The organism is Ornithinibacillus halotolerans (assembly GCF_014637405.1).
GTDB classification, from domain to species: Bacteria; Bacillota; Bacilli; order Bacillales; family Amphibacillaceae; genus Ornithinibacillus; species Ornithinibacillus halotolerans.
Window position 1 is genome coordinate 31,804 of record NZ_BMEY01000010.1, and the last position, 24,392, is coordinate 56,195.

Sequence of the window (24,392 nt, forward strand, 5' to 3'; positions counted from 1 at the left end):
CCTTCATCACTTAAATGAAAGGGATTCTCACCCTAATTCTCTACCTTTTTCCTCTTCATTACGCAAATGAACAGCATCTCTCTCCATTCTCCAACTTGTTTTCCTCTTCATAAACTCCTCTCACCCATTGACAAATTAATTAGAATTCGATTACATAGAAGTACGACATAAGAAACGGAGAATTTTCATGAAGATATATGTGGATGCAGATGCTAGTCCCGTTAAAGAAGTTGTAATAGCAGTTGCCAAAAAGTATGATATTCCTGTTGTTTTAGTGAAAAGTATTAGTCACTTCTCTCACGATAAAGAAGTAAGTGGGGTTGAAACGATATATGTAGATACTGGGGCAGATGCAGCGGATTACCGAATCATGCAACTTGCTAGAAGAAGTGATTTAATTATTACCCAAGATTATGGTCTTGCCTCACTTGGCTTAGGAAAAGGATGCCTCGTCTTGCACCATAAAGGGTTTGCTTATACAAATAAAAATATCGATCAGCTATTACAAACCCGTCACCTTAGTGCCAAGGCAAGAAGAAGTGGTCAAAAAACGAAGGGACCGAAGCCTTATACAGATGAAGATAGAAATAAATTTAAACTACTATTAGAAAAAACAATTCTAGAGCACATGTAAAAAGGGAGCTATCATGTAGACTGCTCCCTTGCATCATTATTCCTTCCTAATATTAAAGTTAACTTGTAAAATCGGCCAGTTTTGTGGAAATGGATTACCTAATACCCAGTAACTGACTCCCCTTAAGCCGTATTCTTTTACCGTATCGTATTTTACTTGAACACTTCTTGCATCCTCAAACCAAACTTCATGCTCCTGCCCACTATTATCTATATACCGGTAATAAGGAGATTGATATGTTTCATCATAAGAAATATTGACATTGTTCTGAGCTGCTAAGGTCACGGCTTCTTTCGGACTCACCGTTTTTGCAAATGTCCCCTGTACCCAAGGTATTTTCCAATCACGTCCATAAAGTGGCATCCCCATCATGATCTTATTTCTAGGAATTGCTGTAATTGCGTAATCTAAAATATCTCTTACTTTATTTATTGGAGCAATTGCCCAAGGCTCTCCACCAGCCCATCCCCACTCATAAGTCATTAAAATAACAAAATCACATAACTCGCCATGCACTTCATAATCATGTGCTTCATATAATAAACCTGTTTGATCCTCCGATTCTTTTGGAGCCAAGGCCGTTGATACGGTTAGCCCTTGAGGTTTTAAACGATTAACTACTTTTCTAAGAAAATTATTATAGTTTTCCCGGTCTTCAGGATAGAGATACTCAAAGTCTATGTTTAATCCAGAATACCCTTTAGAATATATCTTTTTAAGTACATTTTCTATTAGTCTATTTTGCATACTTTCATTTCTTAATAGTGCAGCACCTAAATCTGAATCAAATCTATTTCCCGAGTAGTTAGTTAAAACAAGTAGCGAGGATACTTCGTTTAAGTTCGCTACTTCCAGAAGAACATTCTCATTTAGTTCGGTTAAACTACCATCCGCACGGTAGCTATACATAAAAGGGGAAAGATATGTAAAGTATCTACCTAAAGCAAGAACTTCTTGCCTACCTTCTTCAGTTGTTTGGGTAGTATAAGCATTCACATCGATTGTTGTACTTGGAGTTCTTGGGATTCTGAGTGGCTGTCCAGGATAGATAAGAGAGGGACTTTCCAATTGATTTGCTTGCAAAATCTCATTGATGGTTACATTATAACGTTGAGCAATCATCCATAAGTACTCACCCATTTGAATGGTATGAATCCGATATGGTAATGCAATTAGCTCTCCTGTGAAAATCAAATTTGGATTAGAGAGATTATTAAATTGTTGTAATTCCTGTATACTAACATTCAATTTAGAAGCGACTTTCCATAAATTATCGCCAGGCTGAACAACATATTCAACATTAGGATCAGGGATAACAAGTGACTGACCAACAACTAGAACATTTGGGTTATCCAATTGATTCAAATAAACGATTTGATTTACATTAGATTGATACAATTCTGCGACTTGCCATAATGTTTCCCCTTGACTGACAACATGAATTTGCATATAAACTCCCCCAATACGAATGATATCTATTCTCAAACATATTCTAGCTATGGCTGTCCTAGTATCGAAATGGGGGAATTTGTATATTTTTATTCTTCATATCTTATACACTACTCTTCATAAATTCCTTCTTGAATCTCATGATCGCTATTCCTTATATACTCTTTAACATTTCCATCTTCCAACCTTGAATACAGTGCATACTTAGTAACTTGATCATCCTCAAAAGTAAAATACAACTGATATAAAACAGATTGATTGCGTATAGCATCTGCTGCCACCGACACCAAGCTTGGAGTATAATCGCTACCAGAGGAAACTTCATCAAATAACCAAACTTCCTCTCCCTTTACGCTTCCCTTAAGTGTAGGTTCCCCAAAAAGTTCTATCGCTAATTCTTTCGTTAAACCTATTTGTGCATTCCATCTAATTGTTCGCCAAAATGCATCATCATCATTATATGTGTCATGACTCTCCCAAATTGTCATATATTGGTCATGTTCTGGATTCTGCAAATCCAAATGATACAATCGTGATTCTGTCACTCCACTAGATGTGTAGACAATCTGAATACTTACTACTGGTTCTCCCAAGCTTGGTGAAATATGCATAACTTCGACATCATAATCTTTTACTTCACTATAGAAAGGAAGATTTTTTTCAAACCATAATTGTTCCTCATAATCACTTGAAAACATTGGGCTCAAGTACTTTTTAATAAGACCTTCATTTTTTGTTGATACAGCATGCAGATAAAAGATGATAACTTCTGCATATGCTTGTTTTGAATCACGGTAGTGTGCTAGTTTATTAAATCCATCTATTAATTCTTGATATAGGGCTTCATATTTCGGATTCTCCAAGAATATCTCCTCTAATGTTGGTTCCTCTACTACTGTTGTTTCCTCTGGTTGAACATCTTCTTCTTCAGTCGGTATAATAACAGGATCTGGATCAACTGCTGGAATAGGATCAACCGCTGGATTTAGTTCAGTTTCTGTATTCCCCATTATCAATACCAATCCGGTTATTCCAACACCAACTATTAATAACAAAGTTAACAGTGCAGGAAAAACATGAATCCTTTTTCTCTTCTCGGGCTCTCTTACCCAATTTAGAAAACGACAACTATCGGCGTGTTTTAACAATGTTTTTGTTCCAATACATTCGTCAAAAGCATGTTTTAAACTAGTCGATTTCATATTCTTCAAGGTATTCACCTCCAAGCTTTTCCCGAAGTTTTTTCTTTCCTCGCATAATACGCATCTTAACCGTGGACTCTGAAAGTCCTAACACATTACTAATCTGTTTAATACTCATCTCTTGATAAAAACGTAGAACAAATATCTCCCTATATTTAACTGATAAGGTTAAGATTGATTGAACGATTGCCTGTTGTTTCTCTTTTTCCATCATTTCACTTTTAATTGATTTTACTGCCTCTCTATCAGCCATCCAATCTTGAAAGACTGTTAAGCGATGGATAGGCGATCTTAGATAATCTTTACATTTATTAATTGCAACACGAAAAAGCCATGTCTTTAGCGAAGCCTTCCCAGAATAGAGTTCAAGGTTATGATATACCTTAATTAAAAACTCTTGGAATATATCATCTGTTGTTGCATAGTTTTTGACATAGGTAAAAATTAGACGCTTTATTTGCTCGCCATAGTTTTCAGTAATATATAAAACCGCATTCTCTCGAGACATACGATGAATATCTATATCGTGTTCTAGATTTTCTAACATTTCCCTCACCCACTTTTGTGGTGTTTTTAATTAGACGATGGTTCCCTTTAAATAGTCACATATAAAACATATTCGACAAAAGTTTTTAATTTCCTATTCTTTCTTAAGGAAACTGTATCTATCATAATAAAAACCCAATGGAGAAGTTTCCTAAATTTAGAAACTTCTCCATTGGGCTTTGTTGTCTCTATTTACTTTATAACCTTTATATCACTTATCACAAACCTACTCTTTGGTAAACTTGGAAATCGAATCATACTATATGTTAAATTTTGTTTAGGAACTTGATAGTCAATTGTATGGATAAGACATTGAGTTGCTACCTTCATTAACTCAATCGTCATCCACTCCCCTGGACAGCGGTGTCCTCGGTAATAATCTCCCCCACCTTGAGGAATGAAGTCATAGAAGTTCTCCTCGCGTTTCTTAAATCTCTCCGGTATAAATCGGTATGGTTCCTCCCATAAGTCAGGATGGTGATTTGTTCCGTATATATCAAGTAAAACTAAATTACCTTTTCGAAAGTCATGCCCATTCCAAAGAAAATCCTCACTAACTTTTGCCATCAACATCGGAAAGAAAGGGTAAAATCTTCGTACCTCTTGCACAAAATAGTCGGTATACTCTTCTCCTCCCATTTGTAATTTTTCCTTTTCTTGAGGATGTTCATGCAATGCCAAAGCAATAAAAGTAATATAGACAGAAATGGCAACAATTGGTCTTAATATATTCAGTAGTTCAACAGCAACTATCTGTTCATTTAGCAACTTTCCGTCTTTATCCTGGTACCATGCCATTATGTATAGGGGTGTGTCCTTTGGAGCAATAATTTCTCCATTCCTCACTTCCCTAATAAGTCTTCGCAACCAATTCTCTACAATGTTTCTAGCTGTTCGTCCTTTCCAATGTCTAACACCAATCGCACCTGCACTATCAAATATCCCCTCTAATTCATTTGCTCGTTTAGGTACATCCTCATCTGCTAGTTGTATCCCTGTCCACTCACAAGCAACCTTCGTTAATATGTGTACTATTTCTTCATATAAAATAACATTACGTTTCTTGGACCATTCTGCCATTTCTTGCTCTAATTGTTGACCAAATAACTCTGTAATGTCTTGCAGTCTTTCCTTAGTCATTAACGACATAAATAATTCTTTTCGATGTCTATGTGGCTCTCCATCTACTGTTTGAATCGCTTGCTCTCCAAATAATGTTTGCCGTATCCGCTTCGGCGCAGCACCTTTACGCGTTATTTTCTTAGTATCATAAAAAGTCTTTACCGCTTCTTCTCCTGCAATACATATTGCCTTTTGTCCGCCCAGCACTCTTGTTTCAAAGATATCACGACCAAACTTTTCTCTTCTGTTTGATATGTATTGATAACCTTCTAATAATAGCTTTATTGAATTATCAATGCCCCTATCTTTCGGAATTTCTTCACGATATGGCATGTCTATCACCCGCTTCTATTTTATATTCGTCCAAGTATAGTCTGTTGTATAGCTGCAACCTTTATACGCTTCCTTTTTACTCTTTACGAGTCAACCTTTATAATAAAGAACGAGGTGAATAACATGGCACGAGAGCGAAAGTTTTCAAATGAAGAGCTTTATCAAACAACAAAGCAATTACTATTACAATACGGGTACGAGGGTTACACTATAACACTTCTAGCTAATCAGTTAGATGTTTCTAGAGCAGCTATTTATAAATATTATGATAATAAAGAAGAACTGCTTAGTGAATATATGGTATATGAATTTGAATCATTCTTATCCAAACTGGAAAAGATTAGTGAAGAGAAGACATTCTCTGATCAGTTTAATGCATTATTTGCCTTTATTTTCAATGATATGAGTCTTTACCAATTACGAGAAATGGGGATGCAAATCCCAACAGTAAACAAAACAATCGCAAAAAACAAACAAAAATTAAGTGAAATTCACAAAATATTATATACTTCTTTAGAGGAGTTCATACAATTAGGAAAGCAGGAAAAAGTGATACGTGAAGATATTCCAAGTAATATCGTATTAGGATTAATTTTTCAAACTGTTAATATCCCTAATACAGAAGGGATGCCTCACCAATTATGGGTAGAGAAAATTAAAGAAGTTGTTTGTCACGGATTGTTCGCAATTTAATAATTGACACCATCGTAACCTTCAAGCAATAATAAAATGACGGATTAATCCGTTACTTTTTTTAGTATAGTTACACATTCGTCACTTTAAGAAAGGAAAATGTTAATGAAAAATATAATACATCAAATTACAGACCGTGTATCCACAAAAAAAGGGATGTGGATTACGTTAAGTATATGGCTACTAGCAATGATCACCTTAACTATGGCCGTTCCAAGTGTTCGGGATTACCAAGTAACATCGATCGATTCTTTACCGGAAGATATGCAGTCTGTTGTCGCTAACGAAAAATTGGCAGAGTACTTCGGTGATAGCGAACTACTACCAGCAATACTAGTGCTCCAATCTAAAGATGAAGTTCTATTAGATGATTTAGTAACCATTACAGATAATATTGTCAAAGAAGATATTGCTGGTTTAAAAGAAATTGTTCCTATGGGAAAACTTCCAGAACCTGCTACGAATGCCTTTTTCTCTGAAGATCGTTCCACAGCTATTATCCCAGCAAACTTAGACGCCAATCTGGATACGAAAGAAGTTAAAAAAGTTCTAGCAAATATTAATGAAGTAATAAATGAGCATACAGATCTGTCTGTATCTATTACTGGTCCTGCTGGGATTGCAGTAGATACAACCGATTTATTTTTACGAGCTGATATTGTCTTACTTCTTTCGACCGTTGGAATTATTCTTGTACTTTTAATTGTGATTTATCGTTCACCATTGATTGCTCTAATCCCACTATTAGCAGCTGTTTTCGTCTACCAAATCGTCACACAATTACTTGGTTTATTTGGTAAGGCTGGACTGCTAATGAGTTCTCAGTCTGTCTCTATTATGTCTGTACTATTATTTGCGGCTGTAATTGACTATTCTTTATTTGTTTTCTCAAGATTTAAAGAGGAACTGAAACAGCATGATGATAAACATACAGCAATGAAATTAGCGATGAGAGGGGTTGGCCTACCGGTCTTTTATGCTGGTGGTACGATTTTCTTGGCGATGATTATTTTATTCTTCGCTGAACTAGGTGATTATAAAAACTTCGCACCTATATTTGGAACAGCTTTAATCGTTATCATGTTGGCATCCATTACTCTTGTACCTGCTTTATTTACGATTTTTGGAAGAAAATCATTTTGGCCAGTTATTCCAAAAGTTGGCGATACGGTAGTAAAGCCAAGTTCAATTTGGAGTAAAGTAGGAAAATTTGTTACGAGAAAACCGATTTTATCACTAGCTATTGTTGGGATTTTTATCCTAGCGAGTGCTGCTTATAATGTAAACTTAAAATATGAATTTGATTTAATTAAATCGTTCCCTGATGATATGCCATCTAGAGTTGGTTATGAAATATTAGAGGATAAATTTGCACCTGGAGAACTTGCACCAACAACTGTTTTAGTTGAATCTAAAAAAGTGTTATCCGAAGAAAATCAGAATGCAATGTTAGATGAACTTCTTAAACAAGAACACGTTAGCACTGTAAGAATAGAGAACTTAACTGAAGACCAAAAAGTGGTATCTTATAGTCTTACATTTGATAATAGTCCATATCACTTGGACTCCATTAATGCTTTGGAATATATGCAAGAGAAGTCACAAGATATACTAAATACGAGTAATATTAATGGCGAGATCTACTTTGCCGGCGAAACAGCCTCTTCGCTTGATGACCGTAATACAAACAATCGTGACTTAGTTGTTATTGTATTATTGGAAGTACTATTAATATTTATTATGCTCATCTTCCTAACAAAGTCCTTTAAAATGCCGGTGTATATGATGGGTACAATCATTGTCTCCTTCTTTGCCGCATTAGGATTAGGGATGTTCTTAACGAATCTATTCTTTGATATAGACACAATTAGTAACCGAGTACCAGTCTATGCCTTTATATTCTTAGTAGCACTAGGAATAGATTACAACATTATTCTAGTGTCACGATATATCGAGGAAAGAAAACACCACTCTGTCAAAAAAGCAACGGAGATTGCTGTAGCTAATACTGGTGGGGTTATCTCTTCTGCGGGGATCATTTTAGCAGCTACCTTTGCTGTATTGATGACACAACCAATTCAACTACTATTTGTATTTGGGTTTATAGTAGCAATTGGAATATTAATTGATACGTTCTTAATTAGGGGCGTACTATTACCAAGTTTAATTGTGTTGTTGGAAAAAGATAAACAAAAAGATCAAGCTTAAAGAAAATAACCTGAAGGGATTCTTTCCTTCAGGTTATTTCATTTGTTGAGCATCCCGCAGTACATTTACGGCAAAATGGTAGTAAGCACTATGAGGATATTCCTTTAATCCAGAAACTCCTTCTTTTGCTAATTGAATTGCCTTTTCCTTTTCACCCAACTGCATACTGCAAAGAGCCTGGTAAGATTTACTAACAACACGTAACCCAACATCCAGTGGATGTATTTCTCCATTATACGTTTCCATTAAATCTTTAAATAATGGTAAAGCCTTATGGGGTTCGTTTATTTTTGTATAACATCTCGCTTTTAAATCAGATAACGTGTCCACTATCCTTTTATTCAGCACTTCACTATATGGCTTAAATGACGGAATTTCTTTTTCAAAGTTTTCAATCATTTCTAATGCCTTTATAGGTTTATCCTCAAAAAACTCCATATAATGAATCATTGTCATTTCTTTGTCTATTAACATATTGTCATTTTTTATTATCTCGAAAAACTTATTAATTTTATCTACATACTTTCTTGCTTCTTCATAATCGTTTTCCTGGTAATATAACATTGCACCAACATTATGAATCATATAAAACTCATTTAACATCATATGCTTATTCGAAAAGGCAATCACTTCATCTAGTAATTTATAAATCTCATCAACTTTTCCGAGAGCAGCAAGACTGTATATCCTTAACATTTTTAAGTTAATCATACTATTTATCGTATCAAAGCTATCCACTGACTTAACAGTCTGCAAGCTCTCTTCCACCATTTCTATAGTTCTATGGTAATTTCCTTTTCCATGTTCAATAATAGCTAAAGAAACTTTGATTCCTAAAGCTTTACTTTCCATCTGCAGATCTTCATAAATATCTAAAGCCTTGTTATAATGCAATATTCTGTCATTGTCTTGAATTTTGTCGAATTCTTCCTTATAAAGAAGAAATAAAGTGTGCAAGCAATAGGCATACATACTATAAATTCGCGCCGATTCGACATTATGGCTTAAATTTGGGAAAAGTGTTTGGATTTGTTGAATAACATCAAGTAAAGAATCTAAATCTAAACGGGTACTTATGATTTCTTTTATTCTAGTAATTTCACTACGTAGTTCTTCTCTGCTAACGCCACCTAATAAATCTGTAATTTCCACATCTAAAACTTTTGCAATATGCTCTAAATTCTCAGCAGACGGTTTAGATTTCCCATTTTCTATTAAGCTGACCATAGCAGCAGACATCTTATCCTGAGCAACTTGGGCTAAAGTTAACTTCTTTTCTTTCCTCAACTTCTTAATTCTCTCTCCAACTGAACTCATAACGATCCCTCTTTGTTATTTATTAACTTTAGTATACCTCATCTTAAATATATTTAAAATAATTTCAATAAAATTTAAATAACTGTTGACATCTGAATAATTTTTAAATATATTTAAATTAATAATTAAATAAATTTAAAAAGGAGTTTTGTTATGAAACCAATTATAGAAGTTTCAAATCTTCACAAGACCTATAAGAAAAGAAAATCAACGGAGTCGGTTACTGCAGTAAATAACGTATCTTTTACGGTTCACCAAGGAGAGATTCTAGGTCTACTTGGCCCAAACGGAGCAGGAAAATCAACAACGATTAAAATGATCTGTGGACTAATCAAACCAGATGAAGGAAACATCACGATAAAGGGTATCGATAACCAAAATAAACGACTAAAAGCATTAAATCATATTAGTGCTGTTCTAGAAGGTAATCGCAATATCTATTGGCGATTAACCGTACGGGAGAACTTAGAGTACTTTGCAGGGAATAGAGGAAAATCCCGAAGAGAAGTAGCTTCAAAAATTGATGACTTATTGGAGAAGTTCAAATTAAAAGAAAAGGAAAACGAACTTGTTAATCGTTTATCTAGAGGGATGCAGCAGAAACTGGCCATTGCAGTAGCGATGTTAGCCGAAACAGAAGTTATCTTACTAGATGAACCAACATTAGGTATTGATGTGGAGACCGGTTACGAAGTGCGTGAGTTATTACGCAATATTGCTAAAGAATATAATCGAACCATTATTATTAGTTCACATGATATGGACGTTATCCAAGATTTATGTGACCGGACTATAATCATTAATAATGGAAAGGTTGTCACAAATGACCGGGTAGAAAATTTACTTCGATTGTTTGAAGTTAGGTCCTATACGATTACATTCGAAAACCAACTAAGTAATAAACAACTCTTTCAATTACAGCAGAAATTTCCTCAACTTGATTACACACCAGACACTTTACAACCAAAACTAGAAGTAAACCTCTCTAATAGCAACGAAATTTATGAGCTATTCGATATTCTTCATCAAGAACAAACACCTATTGAAACCATCGATCGAAAAACGATCAATTTTGAAGAAGTCTTTTTAAAAATTGTTAAGGGGGAATCTAGTCATGAATTGGTTCAATCTAATTAATGCAAATATAAGGAAAGAATACATTAGTTTAAAACGGTACCTTCCTAATACAATAGCTACACTTGTATCATTTTTTATCATCTTTCTGGCTTTGTTTGCAGGTATCCAATTTATTGGTGACCCGGGCACAAAAGATGTAAATACTCAATACGTCATCGTCAATTATGTGTTCTGGTATTTAGCATTAATAGTCGTTCAAGATATTGGCTATCAATTAGCAAATGAAACCATTCAAGGTACTTTAGAGCAGGTTAATATGTCACCTTTAGGGCTATGGAAAATAATGCTAGCGAGATTAGTCTCCACTATTATTGCAAATTCACTGATTGTTATCGTTCTCTTAATTGCAACGATGGGAATTACTGGTCAATGGCTTAATATCGATCTTCTTTCGATATTACCAATTCTTGCACTTACACTTATCAGTATGATTGGCCTTGGATTCATTATTGCTGGAATGACATTAGTAATGAAACAAATTAGTGCATTTTTACAAATTCTACAGTTTATACTTGCAGGATTAGTGTTTATTCCATTAACTGTTGCACCTTTTCTTGCATTCTTCCCACTTGTTAAAGGAGTGGACCTAGTAAGAGCTGTGATGATTGATGGAGTTACATTAACATCCTTCTCGGCATTTGATATTTTTGTATTAGTATTTAATGCTGTGTTTTACTTTTGCATCGGGTTAGTTTTCTTCCTATACTGTGAACGAATCGCTATGAGAAAAGGGCTTCTAGCTCACTACTAGGAACAGAATCATTGGCCTCTCCTCTCCCCCTTTGTTAAAATTATCATTAGTAATATCCATACAAAGGGGGAGTCATTTATGAAAATAGTTTCGATTGAACCAACACCGAGCCCATATTCTATGAAAATTAATGTGGATGAAATGCTGCCAGATGGCAAAACAGAAAATTACAAACTAGATGATAACTTATCGAATGCACCTACTTATATACAAGAACTATTCGGTATAAAAGGTGTTAAAGGAATTTATCGTGTCATCGATTTTATTGCCTTAGAGCGTGATGCACGAACACCTTGGGAAAAAATTTTACCAGAGGTAGAGCGTATACTTGGTTCTGTTGAAGAAAATGAAAGTAAGGCAAACGACAAGGTAGTACCAGTGGAAGAACATTATGGAGAAGTAAACGTATTTGTCCAAATGTTTCGCTATATCCCAACCCAGATTAAGTTGGAAGAAGGAGAAAATGAGTATCGCTTCGGTTTGCCTGGACGTTTCATGAATGCTGCGATTGAGGCATCCACCGCTTCCGACAATATGTTAGCTGAGCGCAAATGGGTCGAACAAAGCCCACGATACGGAGATGTAGAAGAAATTGGTAAAGAGGTTGTAGAAGAAATCTCCGCATCTTATGATGATGAACGCCTAAAAGAATTAGTAAGGTATGCATTAGATAACAAAACCGCCCCCTCTAGGTGGATAAAAGTTACCTTAGAAATGTTAGATAACCCTGACTGGAGAGAACGTTACGCTGTTCTAGATAGAATGGATCCTACCTTAGATGATTTACCAGTATTAGATAGAGCACTTGATGATGAAAAGGCGTCCATTCGCAGACTAGCAACAGCATACCTTGGGATGTTAGATGACAAAAAAGTACTTCCATATCTATATAAAGCATTAAAAGACAAGGCTGTTAATGTTAGACGAACTGCAGGAGATTGTTTATCCGATTTAAGTTTTACTGAGGCAACCCCTGAAATGATTGAGACATTAAAAGATAAGAGTCGGCTAGTTCGTTGGCGAGCAGCTATGTTTTTATATGAAATTGGTGATGAATCGGCAATTCCTGCACTAGAAGAAGCACTTGAGGATCCAGAATTTGAAGTACGTATGCAAGCTAAAATGGCCCTAGCGAGAATTAGAGGCGGAGAAGAAGCTAAAGGCTCTATTTGGCATCAAATGGCACAATTAATCGAGAAAAAGAATTAAAATTGGGGGAAGTTAAGATGTTCATTCGTGAGGCAGTTCCTAGTGATGCAGAGGGGTTAGTTGAACTGATGCAACATGTTGAAAATACTTCTCCGTATATGATGTGGGAAAAAGGTGAGAGAGCTATTCAGCCAGAGAACCTACAAAAAAGAATTATAAGCCTCAATCAGACACACAACTCAACTATTCTTGTTGCTGTAGATGAAGAAGAGTTGGTTGGCTATTTATTCGCGATCGGGGGAAGTGCTAGAAGAAATAAACATACAGCATATCTTGTCGTTGGAGTGCGCGAAAATGTTAGAGGCAAAGGAATAGGCACGATACTATTTAAGGAATTGGATAGTTGGGCAAAAAATAAAAATATACACCGACTAGAATTAACTGTTGTAACAAAAAACTCTTCTGGTTTAAACCTTTATAAAAAAGCTGGTTTTGAGATAGAAGGAACTAAAAAAGATTCTCTCTTCATTGATGGAGAGTATGTTGATGAATATTATATGGGGAAAATATTATAGAAAAGTAAAGATGCTGGGACAAAATTAAAAGTTAGACTTAAAATACGAACAATAAGCAATACTAGCTTCGGGAATATACGTAGACTCCTGCGGGAAGCAAGGCATCGGTGAGACCCCACAGTGCGTTAGCACGAGGAGGCTCACCAGCCGCCCGCGGAAAGCGAAGTATATTCCCAGAGCGGGTTAGACGCACAAACTAAACTCATTGTTCGTATTTATCTTTAGTCTAAAATCTTTTGTCCCAATCTCTTTCTTCTTTGTTAGTTTAATTCACTAATTCTTCTTGCCTCTTCGACTTTATCTAAATACTCGAATAAGCCGATACGATTTCCCCATGGGTCATTAAACGTGCACCACTTTACAGGTACTTCTGGTCTGGAGTGAATCTCGACACCATCTAAGCCTAGTTCTTTAATAAGTTTTTCTTTCACTTTTTCTAAGTTTGTAACCCCTAATCGTAATGGTCCACTTCCATCAGCAGGTTCGCCTTGTGCTAATTGAAACCAACTGCCTGGAACGATTTCCCACTCTGCAAAACCTTCATGCGGTATAAAGTCTGGATCCTTATCAAATAATAAATTATACCAATGAAGCCCCTCTTTGAAATTTGTAACCCGGAATTGTATTGTCATTTCAAATATCATCATTTCCACCCCAAAATTTTATTTAAAGTGAGGTTATCTCAAGATGCGGAAAATACTAGTTACGTTATTAGCCTTCTCTTTATTATATTTTAGTACAATAGCAATACATCAACCAAGTGATATTATTATACACGGTCAAGAAAGTCCTCCCTATGCAAAATGGGGAAAGATTGCTATGCAAAATGTAAAGCAAAAATATCCTAATGCAGATATTGTTGATTATCTCCATGTTGGTCGAAAAACAGGCGTTCAGAATTCGACGGAAACCTTTAAATTATGGTTAAGAGCACCTGATAAAGAATTCGGCGTTTTTGTTAATATTACATTCGATAATGAAAGTGAAGAGATTGTGGATATAACGTATAAGGAAGTTGATAGGTAGAAGAAGGTTACAGGGAATCTCCTTTTGTAGAAGTCAATAATAAATCTTTCCCATAAAAAAGGCTCGTTACTTATAGTAACCGAGCCTCTATTTTTAGCCTACGTACGCATTCCAGTTTATTTCTTCACTGCCACTCGTAACTCCAATTGCCTTTGCAAATAATTCCTTTGTAAAATCCGGGAATAGTTCATTCACGAAACAGAGCTCTGCCTCCGAAGACTGCCACATTAAAAAGTTACTAATTCTTTTTTCTCCACCTGTTCGAATAACAATATCTGGATCAGGTAACCCTCTTGTATATAGATACTTCTCAAATGTGGATTCATCTAGGGTCTCAATTGATAGGCCGTTTTCTTTTGCATCTTTAATAACATGATATATAGCTTGAATAATTTCGCTTCTGCTACTATAATTCAAAGCAAAATTTACGATTAATCCTGTATTATTCTTTGTTTTTTCCATTGCCTTTTCTACTGCATTTCTCGTTTGTCTTGGAAGACCTTTAATATCACCAGAAATAAGAATTTTAATATTCCGCTTCATAAATTCAGGAAGTTTTTTATTAAAAAACTTTATTGGTAAACTCATCAAATAATTCACTTCATCCTTTGGTCTTTTCCAATTCTCTGTTGAAAATGCATAAAGTGTTAATATTTTAACTCCTAGTCTAGCGCTCTCATCAATTATTTCTTCCATCGCTTTTGTGCCAGCATAATGACCTTCACTACGAGAAAGACCATTCCTTTTTCCCCAACGGCCATTACCATCCATTATTAACGCTACATGTGTCGGAATCGTACTCATATTACTCCTCCTTTTAGAATTCCAATTCTTCGAGTCTTTTAATTACTTGTTGCTTTTTGAAATTAAAGGATTGCCACGTGTTTAAACTTAAATACCCAATACTTTCTTTACGCCCCTCAAGGATTATTCGCAAATCAGGGTATTCTGGATCCTTTTTATACAGCGTAATAAGTCCATCAATTCCTGAATAAGACAAAGAATTCATATAGTAAACATCAATTTTTCCAGTTTGTTCATATCGCTCTATATTATTTTCCACAATAATTTCCTCTAAATTGATAGCATTTAATCCTGTGTAGAAAATCACCCCTGCTATCACATAGAAATGAATAAGTGAAATCCCTTCAATCCATACACGAATTAACGTATATGCAAAAATTACAATTAAAAATAACATAAATGCATGTGCGAGAATTCGGTCCATCGTAAATCCGTACGCTTCTTCATATGCACTTAAGCGAAGGTAAGCAGAAGATAGCATGATACCACTTGTAATAATTAATAATGAATACATACCCTTCATGAAATAACTTGATGACTTTTTCTTCGTTTTTACTAATTTTAAACAAGCAAGAAGGATAGACCAATTAATAACTGTTACTAATACAAGTTCAAAGAATCCTCGTCGCGCATATTCAGCATACGTATAACTTTCTTGTATAGCATCCCCAAAAAAGTACGTAAATTGAATGAACACAAATAATAAATATATGCTATTAAGTAAAACCAAAATAGTCCCAACAATAACAGTGTCCCAGTTTTTATCATAAGTTTGGTAATTTGACTTAATTATCGGAGTATATCTTTTTCGTAACACTTGAAATACCCCAAAGAATAATATGGCGATGACTACTGCTATTCCAGCTCGGATAATAACTTCTAGAAAATTAAACTTAGCAATAAAGTTAGGTACTTCCATCATTACTTCGCCAAATTTTGCATCTGCTGATATTAGTAGTCCGGTAATGACTAGAAGTATTGGACTGCCCATCAAAAGTCCAATAACAATTCGTTTTATAGTTTGTGTCGTTTCATTATTAACACGTCTAAACAATGTACGTCTAAAGAAAAGTTTAACTAATCGTTTCGAATAATTAATGGTCTGTGTAAGTTTTTGAATTAAACGATGTAAGAAAGAAGTTGATAACCAATCTACATAATTAGGCGTTGTAATTAATACGACATGCACAAAGACTAATAACGGTATTACAATTAAATTCATTAGATAAAAAAACGAATTATCAAAAAATAGATAGGTTAATGACAATATCCAAATGGAAACCATTAATAACAAGCCTATTCGGCGATGGTTTAAATGAAAGCCAAGCCTAGTGTATAACACCGTATAGAAAACTGCTATAAAAATTGGAAAGGAGATCCCAATCGTTCCATGAAAGAAGCTTAGTTCCGCTAATATCCCCATTCCAAAACATAATCCTAAGAAAACAATATTTTTTCTTCTATCACTCATATTTTTCACCACCTTAGTAATTCTATGTATATAGATATTCTATGTAGATAACCGAAAAAGTTGTTGCATTTTATGATACCGTGGGCAAGGGTTTTTAAATAGACGCTTTCCTTCCCCAACGATATCCAATCCAACTTATCGGATACAATAATATTGTTAAGACAATACAGGCTAAAATAAACGGCCCATTTAATAAGGGTTGGAACCACTCATGCGGAATGAGTCTAAACACAATTAAATACATTAATACAAGATTAGGGATAACCGCTAAAATAAAAGTTCTTCGAAGTATTTTTAATCCAGCGCTTCCAAACTCTTTACCTATTTCATAACCAATTAATCCCCAAAACGCCATATAAACAATTATAATAATCGATGGCACCGCAGTTAGTCTTTTCCACATGATTTCAATTAACTCAAACTGAAAAAAATTATATATAATGGTAAGTGATAAACCGCCTAAGAAAATGACAATGTTTAACACTACAAATAATACTTGCATTTTCTTTGGAGTTACACTTGCCTCTTCTTTCCATATTTCTGCTATTTCACTCGGTGATCCTAAACGTTTTACAACTTCATTATATAAATCCTCACCCTCGAAATTACCTTCTAGACTAATTTCGTATACATGGGATTGATATTCGGCAATAATTTGCTCTTTGTCAGGATGTTTTCCAAGAACTTCATCTAGTTCTTGGAAAAACCGTTCTTCCCCAGCACTCACGATTCACTTCTCCCGATTAAATTGTTCATTACTTGAACATAACGGTGCCACTCACTCGTTTTGGCCTGGAGCATTTCTTTACCTTCATCCGTAATACGGTAATACTTTCTTGCAGGTCCTTTTTCTTGATGTTGCCAATAACATTCAATGTATTCTTGTTTTTCTAGCTTATGAAGTGCTGGATATAGCGTCCCTTCTTTTAATTGAAAATTATGGTCACTACGTCGGTCCATTTCTTTCACAAGTTCATAGCCATACATATCGCGTTCATTTAATAATTGCAGCACTAGGAGTGAAGTGCTTCCCTTTACAAGCTCACGATCAAACATATTCTCACCTACCTAGAATTATTAGGTAACTATACTATATAGAATTTCGATGTATATGTAAAGTCCTTTTTGCCATTTTTTTATGATTCCTTTACTAGAGCATAAAGACAAGTGTCCCGAAGTTCCTTACCATATACATCATAACTATCTTTTCTCAGAATACCTTCTAGATCATATCCTACTCGTTCGGCAACGGCACGACTTTTCAAATTATTAGCATCACAGCGGATTTCTACACGATTAGCTTGAAGCTCATGGAAAGCAAAGTTAGTTATTCCTTGAACCGCTTCCGTTATGTAGCCTTTTCCACTGTGCCGACTATCCACCCAATAGCCTATTTCAAATTTACGGGACTTCCAATCAATACGGTGTAAACCTGAATTCGCTACAAGTACTCCTGTTTCTTTATCAAACACAAGTAATCTTAAATCCTGTCTTGTTAAAAAATTTATATGTGCTTCCCGAATATTAATCTCCTCTTCTTCTAGTGTCCCATCTCTATGCGCCCATGCCATCCAAGGTAGTAGCTCCTTCTTAGACACTTGCTTTGATTCATAAACTACCTCTCCATCACCAGGCATTGGCATCCTAATTACTAATCGTTCTGTTTCAAATTCACTTGGAAAATCAATTAATATTGGATTCATCGTTGTTCCCCCTATGTATTGTTATGTATTGTAGTATGGTTGATTGATAGATTGTAGTACGTTTTTAAGATGTTCTCTTAGTTTTGCGTGTTTATCAATTACCTCAAGATGAAGTAATAAACTTCTCAAAAATTGTTTAAAGTTGGTCCGTTGCATATATTGAACAGATGTTCCGCTAATAAAGTTTTGTTTCAATTCTGCCGTTATGTCCGTTATTCTATTAATGATATGTTGTTGGTCTATTTCACGATTTAGAATCGAAATTAGTGCTGTAACCATTCGTTCATCCTCTTCAAATAAGAAGTACCCCTTATCAAAATACATTTTCTCTAGTATAGTCATAGCAACTTCTTCTAATTTCGAAATCGTTATCCCTTTATTTTTAACTAATTCATCTAATGCATCAGCAATATGCGCAATACTATGTGCCCAACCTTTTCCTTCCACAAAACCACGGACATCTTCCTCTTTATGGATATAATTAATCAACTGTTCTGCAATCATGTCTAATTCACTTTCAGCTAAAAAGGAATTTTGCCTATTCACATGCAATAGCACCGCAATAATTAGTGAAGAAAATGCCCTAGTAAATACGGCATCCTCATCATTGTCTTCTAATTTTAATAATAAATGCTGTTCATCTAGACAAACATAAAGTAATTCTTTAAGCTCCGGCTTTGTATAATAATTATTAACAATAAGGTTAATAAAGCTAGGATAAATTAAATGGTCTCGTAACTCTGGATCTGTACTACCAATATGATGAAGCATAGCTTTCGTTAAACTATTTATTTCTAAAGTTCCTACATTCAGGAAATTGCTCTCCTTAAAATCTAAGAGAATCAATTTCAACTCTTTCTCACTCAACATCAATCTTCCCTCTCCCTACTTAAATCTATCTATATCTATTCTATTTCACCACTGTAAAAACCTTCTTTTCTATTATTTTGCTCATGTATAAAGAAAGAGAGTCGACTTTTGTCAACTCTCTAACTCCTTATTGGCCTGCTATATTTTCTAGCCCACCAGGCTTTTTAAACTCAGCAAGCTTATCTACTAATTTATGGCTCTCGTCATTTAAACCGACAATATCTACTTTAATTCCATTCTGATGATATTTTTGGACAATCTTGTCGATTGCACCAACACCAGAATCATCCCAAATATGCGCATTAGATAAATCTAATTTAATTAACTCTACATCTTCTTTATAGTTAAAGCTATCTACAAATTCTGTAACAGAGGCAAAAAACAGTTGTCCAGAAACGCGATACACTTTCACTTTGCTATTATCACTTGCTAAAGAAGTTACTTTTACTTTTGATATTTTAGCAGCAAAGAAAATTGCGCTTAAGATAATACCGACTAAAACCCCTTTTGATAAGTCACTAGTAAATAAAACCGTTACAACGGTAGCGAACATAACAATTGTATCGGTAACAGGTGTTTTACGGATGTTTTTAAGCGATGACCAATCAAACGTGCTAATCGACACCATAAACATTATACCAACTAATACAGCCATTGGAATTTGTACTAACAAACCATTAAATAAAATAATTAAAGTCATTAAGAATGCACCAGCAACAAAAGCAGAAAGTCTACCACGACCACCTGATTTTACGTTAATTACTGATTGTCCAATCATCGCACAACCTGCCATCCCACCAAATAGACCAGAAACAATATTGGCAATACCTTGTCCTCTTGCTTCCTTATTTTTATCACTTTTTGTATCTGTCATATCATCTACAATTGATGCTGTTAGTAATGATTCAACTAATCCAACAATTGCAATCGATAAAGCATAAGGGAAAATTATTTGTAATGTTTCAAAGTTAAGAGGAATGTCTGGGAATAAGAAAATCGGTAGAGATTGTGTTAACTCACCCATATCTCCTACTGTTTTCACACCACTTCCCGTAAAAATCGCAATCGCAGTAATCACTACAATCGCTACTAGTGGAGCTGGAATCACTTTTACAAATCTAGGTAAAATATAGATGATTGCTAAAGCACCTGCAAGCATCGCATACATTTCCCAATTTGCACCTGTGAAGTGTTCTAATTGCGCCATAAAAATCATAATGGCAAGTGCATTTACAAAGCCAATCATTACCGAGCGGGGAACAAATTTCATCAATCGGCCAAGTTTTAATACACCCATAATTATTTGTAGTATACCTGTCAGAATAGTTGCAGCTAATAAATACTGCAGGCCATGTTCTGCAACTAATGTAACCATTAATAGTGCTGTTGCACCAGTTGCTGCCGAGATCATACCTGGACGACCACCGACAAAAGCAATAGTAACTGCAATCGCAAAGGATGCATATAATCCGATCATTGGATCTACACCAGCTATTACCGAAAATGCAATCGCTTCTGGTATTAAAGCAATAGCTACAACAATACCCGCTAAAATATCTCCACGAACATTTCCAAACCATTCATTTCTATAGTTTGCTAAATTCATGATGCACCTCTTCCTAATTTTTATTTTTTGACTTTCGACTCTCACGAAAGTCGTGACCGTAGCGAACAATCTGTATTATAACGAGAATCGACATTTTTGTGAAACACGCAAGAAAACGACAACATTTGTCGTTTTCTTTATTTATCTTAAAAATCCTCTATTTTTCAACCACATATGCTATAATGTTAAATAATTTCTCGCACATATTAATTTTACATTTACATAACCTTAATCGATATTAGGAGGGATCCCATGTATAAAAAGATTCTTTATGCTGCAGATGGCTCTGAACACTCCATGAGAGCAGGGGATAATGTATTTGAACTTGCTAGATTAAGCCCAAATTCGAAAGTAGATATTATATACGTTGTTGATCCAAAACACTCTAAAGATGAAGTACTATCCAACTGGGGAAAAGATGCGGTAGAAGTACGAAAGGAAAAGCTTGCCTTAATCGTTCAAAAAGCTAAAAAGTCTGGAGTTAATTTTGAAGTTGTCTTTCTTAATGGTGATCCTGGCCCAACTATTGTTGATTACGCAAATAAACATAATTATGACTTAATCGTTCTTGGCAGTCGTGGATTAAATAAGTTTCAAGAAATGCTATTAGGCAGTGTGAGTCATAAAGTTGCCAAACGAGCTAATAGCCCAGTATTAATAGTTAAATAATTTTCAACTCCCAAATTTGGGAGTTTTTTTATTATAATTGCATATATATATTTTAATCCCGAGTTATTTGGTATGATTAAAACAACACAAAAGTGAAGGTGTGATAACATGTCAGAAAAAATATATATCATTCACGAAAATAGCGAATGGACGGAACATCTTACAAAACGATTAGATGAACTGCAATTGCCATATGAAGAATGGTTTTTAGATAAAGGAATGGTAGATTTATCTTCTGTCCCACCTGTTGGAGTCTTTTATAATCGAATAAGCGCTTCTTCACATACTAGGGACCATCGTTTTGCTCCTGAGTTAACCGAGACTGTTCTTGCATGGTTGGAATTACACGGAAGAAAAGTTTATAACGGAAGTCGTGCGTTGAGAATAGAGGTAAGTAAAGTAAATCAATACACAGCTCTTAATGCCATAAAAATACAGACGCCAAAAACAATCGCTGCCGTGGGAAAGGAACAAATAATTCAAGCAGCATCAGAGTTAAATGTTCCTTCCTTTATAACAAAGCACAACCGTGCTGGGAAAGGATTAGGAGTTCAACTTTTCCATTCAATTGAAGCATTAGAGGAATATGTTTATGGGCCAACATTTGAACCATCTATAGACGGTATTACATTAATTCAAGAATACATTCAAGCACCGGAGCCCTATATAACACGATGTGAATTTGTAGGTGGAAAATTTGTCTATGCGGTACAAGTGGATACTTCTGAAGGGTTTGAACTATGTCCTGCTGACGCATGTACAATAGATGATATGTTTTGTCCAGTAGGTGAGGAAGAAGAAGAGAAGCCAAAGTTTAGAATTATTAACGGATTTGACCATCCAATTATTCAAAAGTATGAGCACTTCTTGCGAGTTAACAATATAGATATAGCTGGTATTGAATTTATTCAAAATAAAGATGGAGAAATCTTCACATATGATGTAAATACAAATACGAATTACAATTCCGACGCAGAAGCAAAAGCAGGAAAATACGTCATGCTAGAATTAGCTAAATTTCTCGGTAGTCAGCTGTAAAGAGTCTGTCAATTTCACAAGCCTGATTGAACATTCAAGATGCAATCAGGCTTGTTATTATTGTTATTATTACTAGCTAATCCACCTTACTAGTCTTCACCTTTTGTCTAGCTATTAAGAAGAATGCAACCGTTAGTAAAAGTATGATTGGAATTCCTTGCCACCACTCTTGCCCGTTCTGAATTAAGATAGCTTTTGTAGGTAGTAAATACTGGAAAGGATTAACCCAAGCGAAAGGCGGCCAAGTAATCATCGTAGTGATCACATACCCAATCAATAACGTACCTAATACACTAAAAAGGGTAGCTAACGTATGCTTAAACATTAAACTGAACAGTAAGCAAAGTGAAATGATCATAAATATACTAATGGAAACGAGAATAATCCCATTCTGCATATACTCCAAGATTGTTATAGTTTCTATTTGTTGCCCTACTTCTATTACAACCGGATAGTTAAAAAATCCCTGATATCCAAATACGTAGCCTATTATTAACGTAATTGCTAAGAGAAAAATAGTTGTTATGAAATAAAGAATAATGGAACTAAAGAATTTACTTGTTATAATATGTGCTCTTTTCAACGGTTGGGTAAATAATAAATTAATCGACCTGTTCTCAAATTCTGAAGACATAATTTCCCCAATTAATAAGAGCATCAAAATAATTGCACCTAAATTAACGAACAAGTCAACAACTTGTTTTATAAAGTTAGGGAAGGCTCTACTATACGTCTCATGTTCAGGTGGAATATCTTCCTCCAGAAGTTTTTCATTTAATGCTAAGGAATAGGAGATTTCTTGAAAAGATAGTGCGTGATCTCCACCCTTTTGCTTGTACTCCTCCGCAAGGGAATAATACTCCATCTCTAGCTTCAGCTTTTCACGAAATTTAGTTGGTGCTAATAAATTCCTAGTTTCATAGAGATTATTTACCATCGCGCTGTTTAGACGACTAAGCTCTTGTTCCAATTCATTCTCTGGATCATCCTCTAGGATAGCGTTATGAATCTTTGAATTAGAAAAATTAATTTCTAATAACTCATCAACCTTATCTCTCGCTTCTTTTTCAATATTGGATTCAAATATTATATTTCGACCCATTAAAATTCCGACACCAACAGCTATGCCGATTAAGATATATAAAAACTTTTTACTAAATAGGATCTTTTTCAACTCAAAAGATAACAACCTCATGAGGATAACTCCTCTTCAAAAAGTTCACGGTATCGTTTTTCTGCACCAACTTTTTGGACTTCTATATCTAGTATCGTAGCACCACTGGCACTTATGGAATCAATAAAGCTTTGTAGGTCAATATCAGTCTCTTCAAACCCTAGTTGGTATTGACCTGTTTCAGAAAAAGGAATACTTTTATCCGTTAATCCTTGTTTTGCCTTCTCCACATCACTTACCGTTAGAAAGTATTTTTTAGATGCTATATCTGTTAAAGATTCTTTTAAAAGAGCTCCATCTTTCATGAAATAGATCGTATTTGTTAATCGATCAATTTCATCTAAATTATGGGAAGAAACAATGATGGTTGTTCCTTCTTTATATAATTCTAGTAAGATTTTACGCATATTAATTGCGCTTGTTGGGTCTAGACCATTTAAAGGTTCATCCATAAGTAAAAGCTTCGGTTCATTAATAATAACCATTGCAAGTAATAAATGTTGCTTCATACCAAGTGAGTAGTTACGAACTCGTTGTTTCATATATTTTTCCATTCCAACCCGCTCTGCTACTTCTTTGATTTTTGAGTATGGTATCTTTTGAACACTACATATAAACTTTAAATGATCATATCCTGTTAAGTTTCCATAAAGAATACGATTATCTTGTAAATAAGAAACATCATGGAAAAGCGATGCATCCGTATGTTTTTTTCCTAAAAGCCTTACTTCCCCTTCTTGGAAGGAAAGTAGATTCGTCATACAGTTTAACATCGTTGTTTTCCCAGACCCGTTAGGACCTACTAATGCGATAATTTGTGGTGTTTCTACTGTAATATCAATTCCTTTTAATACCATTTGCTTTTTATATCGTTTCTTTAAATTTCTCACTTCGACAATCATGTATTCACTCTCC

The 24,392-nt window shown here is 34.9% G+C and carries 25 protein-coding genes; 10 read left to right on the plus strand and 15 right to left on the minus strand.

Annotated elements, in window-relative coordinates; all coding sequences use genetic code 11:
• Positions 1–187 precede the first annotated feature (187 nt).
• Positions 188–634 (plus strand): YaiI/YqxD family protein, encoded by a 447-nt coding sequence (locus IEV35_RS10885; RefSeq protein ID WP_188384685.1) that lies wholly within the window; start codon positions 188–190, stop codon positions 632–634.
• Between the two features lie 36 nt (positions 635–670).
• Here the strand turns inward: IEV35_RS10885 and IEV35_RS10890 are convergent, their stop codons facing one another.
• The 4 genes from IEV35_RS10890 to cypC all read right to left on the minus strand — a co-directional run bounded on the left by IEV35_RS10890 (position 671) and on the right by cypC (position 5,286).
• Positions 671–2,083: a glycoside hydrolase family 18 protein gene (locus IEV35_RS10890; RefSeq protein ID WP_188384686.1), complete on the minus strand. Its 1,413-nt coding sequence runs from the start codon at positions 2,081–2,083 to the stop codon at positions 671–673.
• Between the two features lie 110 nt (positions 2,084–2,193).
• Positions 2,194–3,294: a hypothetical protein gene (locus tag IEV35_RS10895; protein WP_188384687.1), complete on the minus strand. Its 1,101-nt coding sequence runs from the start codon at positions 3,292–3,294 to the stop codon at positions 2,194–2,196.
• The gene (locus tag IEV35_RS10900) at positions 3,272–3,832 is read right to left on the minus strand and encodes an RNA polymerase sigma factor (protein WP_188384688.1); all 561 of its coding nucleotides are present in this window, start codon (positions 3,830–3,832) and stop codon (positions 3,272–3,274) included. The genes IEV35_RS10895 and IEV35_RS10900 overlap by 23 nt, the downstream gene beginning before the upstream one ends.
• Before the next feature lie 191 nt (positions 3,833–4,023).
• Positions 4,024–5,286: a CYP152 family fatty-acid peroxygenase CypC gene (gene cypC / locus IEV35_RS10905; protein ID WP_188384689.1), complete on the minus strand. Its 1,263-nt coding sequence runs from the start codon at positions 5,284–5,286 to the stop codon at positions 4,024–4,026.
• 123 nt (positions 5,287–5,409) lie between these two features.
• Here cypC and IEV35_RS10910 point away from each other — a divergent pair, with 123 nt between their 5' ends.
• Both IEV35_RS10910 and IEV35_RS10915 read left to right on the plus strand, forming a co-directional pair.
• The gene (locus IEV35_RS10910) at positions 5,410–5,979 is read left to right on the plus strand and encodes a TetR/AcrR family transcriptional regulator (RefSeq protein ID WP_188384690.1); all 570 of its coding nucleotides are present in this window, start codon (positions 5,410–5,412) and stop codon (positions 5,977–5,979) included.
• Positions 5,980–6,084: 105 nt separating this feature from the next.
• A complete protein-coding gene (locus IEV35_RS10915; RefSeq protein ID WP_188384691.1) occupies positions 6,085–8,187 on the plus strand; it encodes an MMPL family transporter in 2,103 nt (700 codons plus the stop codon).
• A gap of 33 nt (positions 8,188–8,220) precedes the next feature.
• Here IEV35_RS10915 and IEV35_RS10920 read toward each other — a convergent pair whose 3' ends face one another.
• Positions 8,221–9,504 (minus strand): helix-turn-helix transcriptional regulator, encoded by a 1,284-nt coding sequence (locus IEV35_RS10920; protein WP_188384692.1) that lies wholly within the window; start codon positions 9,502–9,504, stop codon positions 8,221–8,223.
• Positions 9,505–9,657: 153 nt separating this feature from the next.
• On the opposite strand from IEV35_RS10920, the gene IEV35_RS10925 reads away from it, so the two are divergent.
• The 4 genes from IEV35_RS10925 (at position 9,658) to IEV35_RS10940 (ending at position 13,116) form a co-directional block, all read left to right on the plus strand.
• A complete protein-coding gene (locus tag IEV35_RS10925) occupies positions 9,658–10,641 on the plus strand; it encodes an ABC transporter ATP-binding protein (protein ID WP_188384693.1) in 984 nt (327 codons plus the stop codon).
• Entirely contained in the window at positions 10,619–11,392 is a 774-nt protein-coding gene (locus IEV35_RS10930; protein WP_188384694.1) for an ABC transporter permease, read from the plus strand. Before IEV35_RS10925 ends, IEV35_RS10930 begins: the two co-directional genes overlap by 23 nt.
• Positions 11,393–11,470: 78 nt before the next feature.
• A complete protein-coding gene (locus tag IEV35_RS10935; RefSeq protein WP_188384695.1) occupies positions 11,471–12,601 on the plus strand; it encodes a conserved virulence factor C family protein in 1,131 nt (376 codons plus the stop codon).
• 17 nt (positions 12,602–12,618) lie between these two features.
• A complete protein-coding gene (locus IEV35_RS10940) occupies positions 12,619–13,116 on the plus strand; it encodes a GNAT family N-acetyltransferase (RefSeq protein WP_188384696.1) in 498 nt (165 codons plus the stop codon).
• 260 nt (positions 13,117–13,376) lie between these two features.
• Here IEV35_RS10940 and IEV35_RS10945 read toward each other — a convergent pair whose 3' ends face one another.
• Positions 13,377–13,760, minus strand: coding sequence for a VOC family protein (locus IEV35_RS10945; RefSeq protein ID WP_188384697.1), 384 nt, complete (start codon positions 13,758–13,760; stop codon positions 13,377–13,379).
• A 43-nt stretch (positions 13,761–13,803) separates the two neighbouring features.
• Between IEV35_RS10945 and IEV35_RS10950 the strand changes: the two genes are divergently transcribed.
• Positions 13,804–14,142, plus strand: coding sequence for a YqzG/YhdC family protein (locus tag IEV35_RS10950; RefSeq protein WP_188384698.1), 339 nt, complete (start codon positions 13,804–13,806; stop codon positions 14,140–14,142).
• Between the two features lie 93 nt (positions 14,143–14,235).
• Here the strand turns inward: IEV35_RS10950 and uppS are convergent, their stop codons facing one another.
• From uppS to IEV35_RS10985, 7 genes are all read right to left on the minus strand, one after another.
• Positions 14,236–14,946 (minus strand): undecaprenyl pyrophosphate synthase, encoded by a 711-nt coding sequence (gene uppS / locus IEV35_RS10955; protein ID WP_188384699.1) that lies wholly within the window; start codon positions 14,944–14,946, stop codon positions 14,236–14,238.
• 13 nt (positions 14,947–14,959) lie between these two features.
• Positions 14,960–16,417, minus strand: a complete 1,458-nt coding sequence (locus IEV35_RS10960; protein ID WP_188384700.1) for a DUF4153 domain-containing protein — start codon at positions 16,415–16,417, stop codon at positions 14,960–14,962.
• 94 nt (positions 16,418–16,511) lie between these two features.
• Entirely contained in the window at positions 16,512–17,144 is a 633-nt protein-coding gene (locus IEV35_RS10965; protein WP_188384701.1) for an HAAS signaling domain-containing protein, read from the minus strand.
• Positions 17,141–17,473: a PadR family transcriptional regulator gene (locus IEV35_RS10970; protein ID WP_188384702.1), complete on the minus strand. Its 333-nt coding sequence runs from the start codon at positions 17,471–17,473 to the stop codon at positions 17,141–17,143. Before IEV35_RS10970 ends, IEV35_RS10965 begins: the two co-directional genes overlap by 4 nt.
• Before the next feature lie 80 nt (positions 17,474–17,553).
• On the minus strand, positions 17,554–18,120 hold the full coding sequence (locus IEV35_RS10975) for a GNAT family N-acetyltransferase (RefSeq protein WP_188384703.1): 567 nt from the start codon (positions 18,118–18,120) through the stop codon (positions 17,554–17,556).
• Positions 18,121–18,141: 21 nt separating this feature from the next.
• Complete coding sequence (locus tag IEV35_RS10980) at positions 18,142–18,987, minus strand: DUF2785 domain-containing protein (protein WP_188384704.1); 846 nt, start codon at positions 18,985–18,987, stop codon at positions 18,142–18,144.
• Positions 18,988–19,117: 130 nt separating this feature from the next.
• Positions 19,118–20,596, minus strand: a complete 1,479-nt coding sequence (locus IEV35_RS10985; RefSeq protein ID WP_188384705.1) for a SulP family inorganic anion transporter — start codon at positions 20,594–20,596, stop codon at positions 19,118–19,120.
• 252 nt (positions 20,597–20,848) lie between these two features.
• Here IEV35_RS10985 and IEV35_RS10990 point away from each other — a divergent pair, with 252 nt between their 5' ends.
• Together IEV35_RS10990 and IEV35_RS10995 are read left to right on the plus strand one after the other, a co-directional pair.
• A complete protein-coding gene (locus tag IEV35_RS10990) occupies positions 20,849–21,265 on the plus strand; it encodes a universal stress protein (RefSeq protein WP_188384706.1) in 417 nt (138 codons plus the stop codon).
• Positions 21,266–21,373: 108 nt separating this feature from the next.
• Positions 21,374–22,303, plus strand: coding sequence for an ATP-grasp domain-containing protein (locus IEV35_RS10995; RefSeq protein ID WP_188384707.1), 930 nt, complete (start codon positions 21,374–21,376; stop codon positions 22,301–22,303).
• A 76-nt stretch (positions 22,304–22,379) separates the two neighbouring features.
• Here the strand turns inward: IEV35_RS10995 and IEV35_RS11000 are convergent, their stop codons facing one another.
• Together IEV35_RS11000 and IEV35_RS11005 are read right to left on the minus strand one after the other, a co-directional pair.
• On the minus strand, positions 22,380–23,498 hold the full coding sequence (locus IEV35_RS11000) for a DUF2705 family protein (protein ID WP_188384708.1): 1,119 nt from the start codon (positions 23,496–23,498) through the stop codon (positions 22,380–22,382).
• Complete coding sequence (locus tag IEV35_RS11005; protein ID WP_188384709.1) at positions 23,495–24,379, minus strand: ABC transporter ATP-binding protein; 885 nt, start codon at positions 24,377–24,379, stop codon at positions 23,495–23,497. The genes IEV35_RS11000 and IEV35_RS11005 overlap by 4 nt, the downstream gene beginning before the upstream one ends.
• Positions 24,380–24,392: the final 13 nt, after the last annotated feature.

Coding starts and splice junctions, on each gene's coding strand:
- IEV35_RS10885 (WP_188384685.1), top strand. CDS start 188: ATGAAGATATATGTGGATGCAGATGCTAGTCCCGTTAAAGAAGTTGTA.
- IEV35_RS10890 (WP_188384686.1), bottom strand. CDS start 2,083: ATGCAAATTCATGTTGTCAGTCAAGGGGAAACATTATGGCAAGTCGCA.
- IEV35_RS10900 (WP_188384688.1), bottom strand. CDS start 3,832: ATGTTAGAAAATCTAGAACACGATATAGATATTCATCGTATGTCTCGA.
- cypC (WP_188384689.1), bottom strand. CDS start 5,286: ATGCCATATCGTGAAGAAATTCCGAAAGATAGGGGCATTGATAATTCA.
- IEV35_RS10910 (WP_188384690.1), top strand. CDS start 5,410: ATGGCACGAGAGCGAAAGTTTTCAAATGAAGAGCTTTATCAAACAACA.
- IEV35_RS10915 (WP_188384691.1), top strand. CDS start 6,085: ATGAAAAATATAATACATCAAATTACAGACCGTGTATCCACAAAAAAA.
- IEV35_RS10920 (WP_188384692.1), bottom strand. CDS start 9,504: ATGAGTTCAGTTGGAGAGAGAATTAAGAAGTTGAGGAAAGAAAAGAAG.
- IEV35_RS10925 (WP_188384693.1), top strand. CDS start 9,658: ATGAAACCAATTATAGAAGTTTCAAATCTTCACAAGACCTATAAGAAA.
- IEV35_RS10930 (WP_188384694.1), top strand. CDS start 10,619: ATGAATTGGTTCAATCTAATTAATGCAAATATAAGGAAAGAATACATT.
- IEV35_RS10935 (WP_188384695.1), top strand. CDS start 11,471: ATGAAAATAGTTTCGATTGAACCAACACCGAGCCCATATTCTATGAAA.
- IEV35_RS10940 (WP_188384696.1), top strand. CDS start 12,619: ATGTTCATTCGTGAGGCAGTTCCTAGTGATGCAGAGGGGTTAGTTGAA.
- IEV35_RS10945 (WP_188384697.1), bottom strand. CDS start 13,760: ATGATATTTGAAATGACAATACAATTCCGGGTTACAAATTTCAAAGAG.
- IEV35_RS10950 (WP_188384698.1), top strand. CDS start 13,804: ATGCGGAAAATACTAGTTACGTTATTAGCCTTCTCTTTATTATATTTT.
- uppS (WP_188384699.1), bottom strand. CDS start 14,946: ATGAGTACGATTCCGACACATGTAGCGTTAATAATGGATGGTAATGGC.
- IEV35_RS10960 (WP_188384700.1), bottom strand. CDS start 16,417: ATGAGTGATAGAAGAAAAAATATTGTTTTCTTAGGATTATGTTTTGGA.
- IEV35_RS10970 (WP_188384702.1), bottom strand. CDS start 17,473: ATGTTTGATCGTGAGCTTGTAAAGGGAAGCACTTCACTCCTAGTGCTG.
- IEV35_RS10975 (WP_188384703.1), bottom strand. CDS start 18,120: ATGAATCCAATATTAATTGATTTTCCAAGTGAATTTGAAACAGAACGA.
- IEV35_RS10985 (WP_188384705.1), bottom strand. CDS start 20,596: ATGAATTTAGCAAACTATAGAAATGAATGGTTTGGAAATGTTCGTGGA.
- IEV35_RS10990 (WP_188384706.1), top strand. CDS start 20,849: ATGTATAAAAAGATTCTTTATGCTGCAGATGGCTCTGAACACTCCATG.
- IEV35_RS10995 (WP_188384707.1), top strand. CDS start 21,374: ATGTCAGAAAAAATATATATCATTCACGAAAATAGCGAATGGACGGAA.
- IEV35_RS11000 (WP_188384708.1), bottom strand. CDS start 23,498: ATGAGGTTGTTATCTTTTGAGTTGAAAAAGATCCTATTTAGTAAAAAG.
- IEV35_RS11005 (WP_188384709.1), bottom strand. CDS start 24,379: ATGATTGTCGAAGTGAGAAATTTAAAGAAACGATATAAAAAGCAAATG.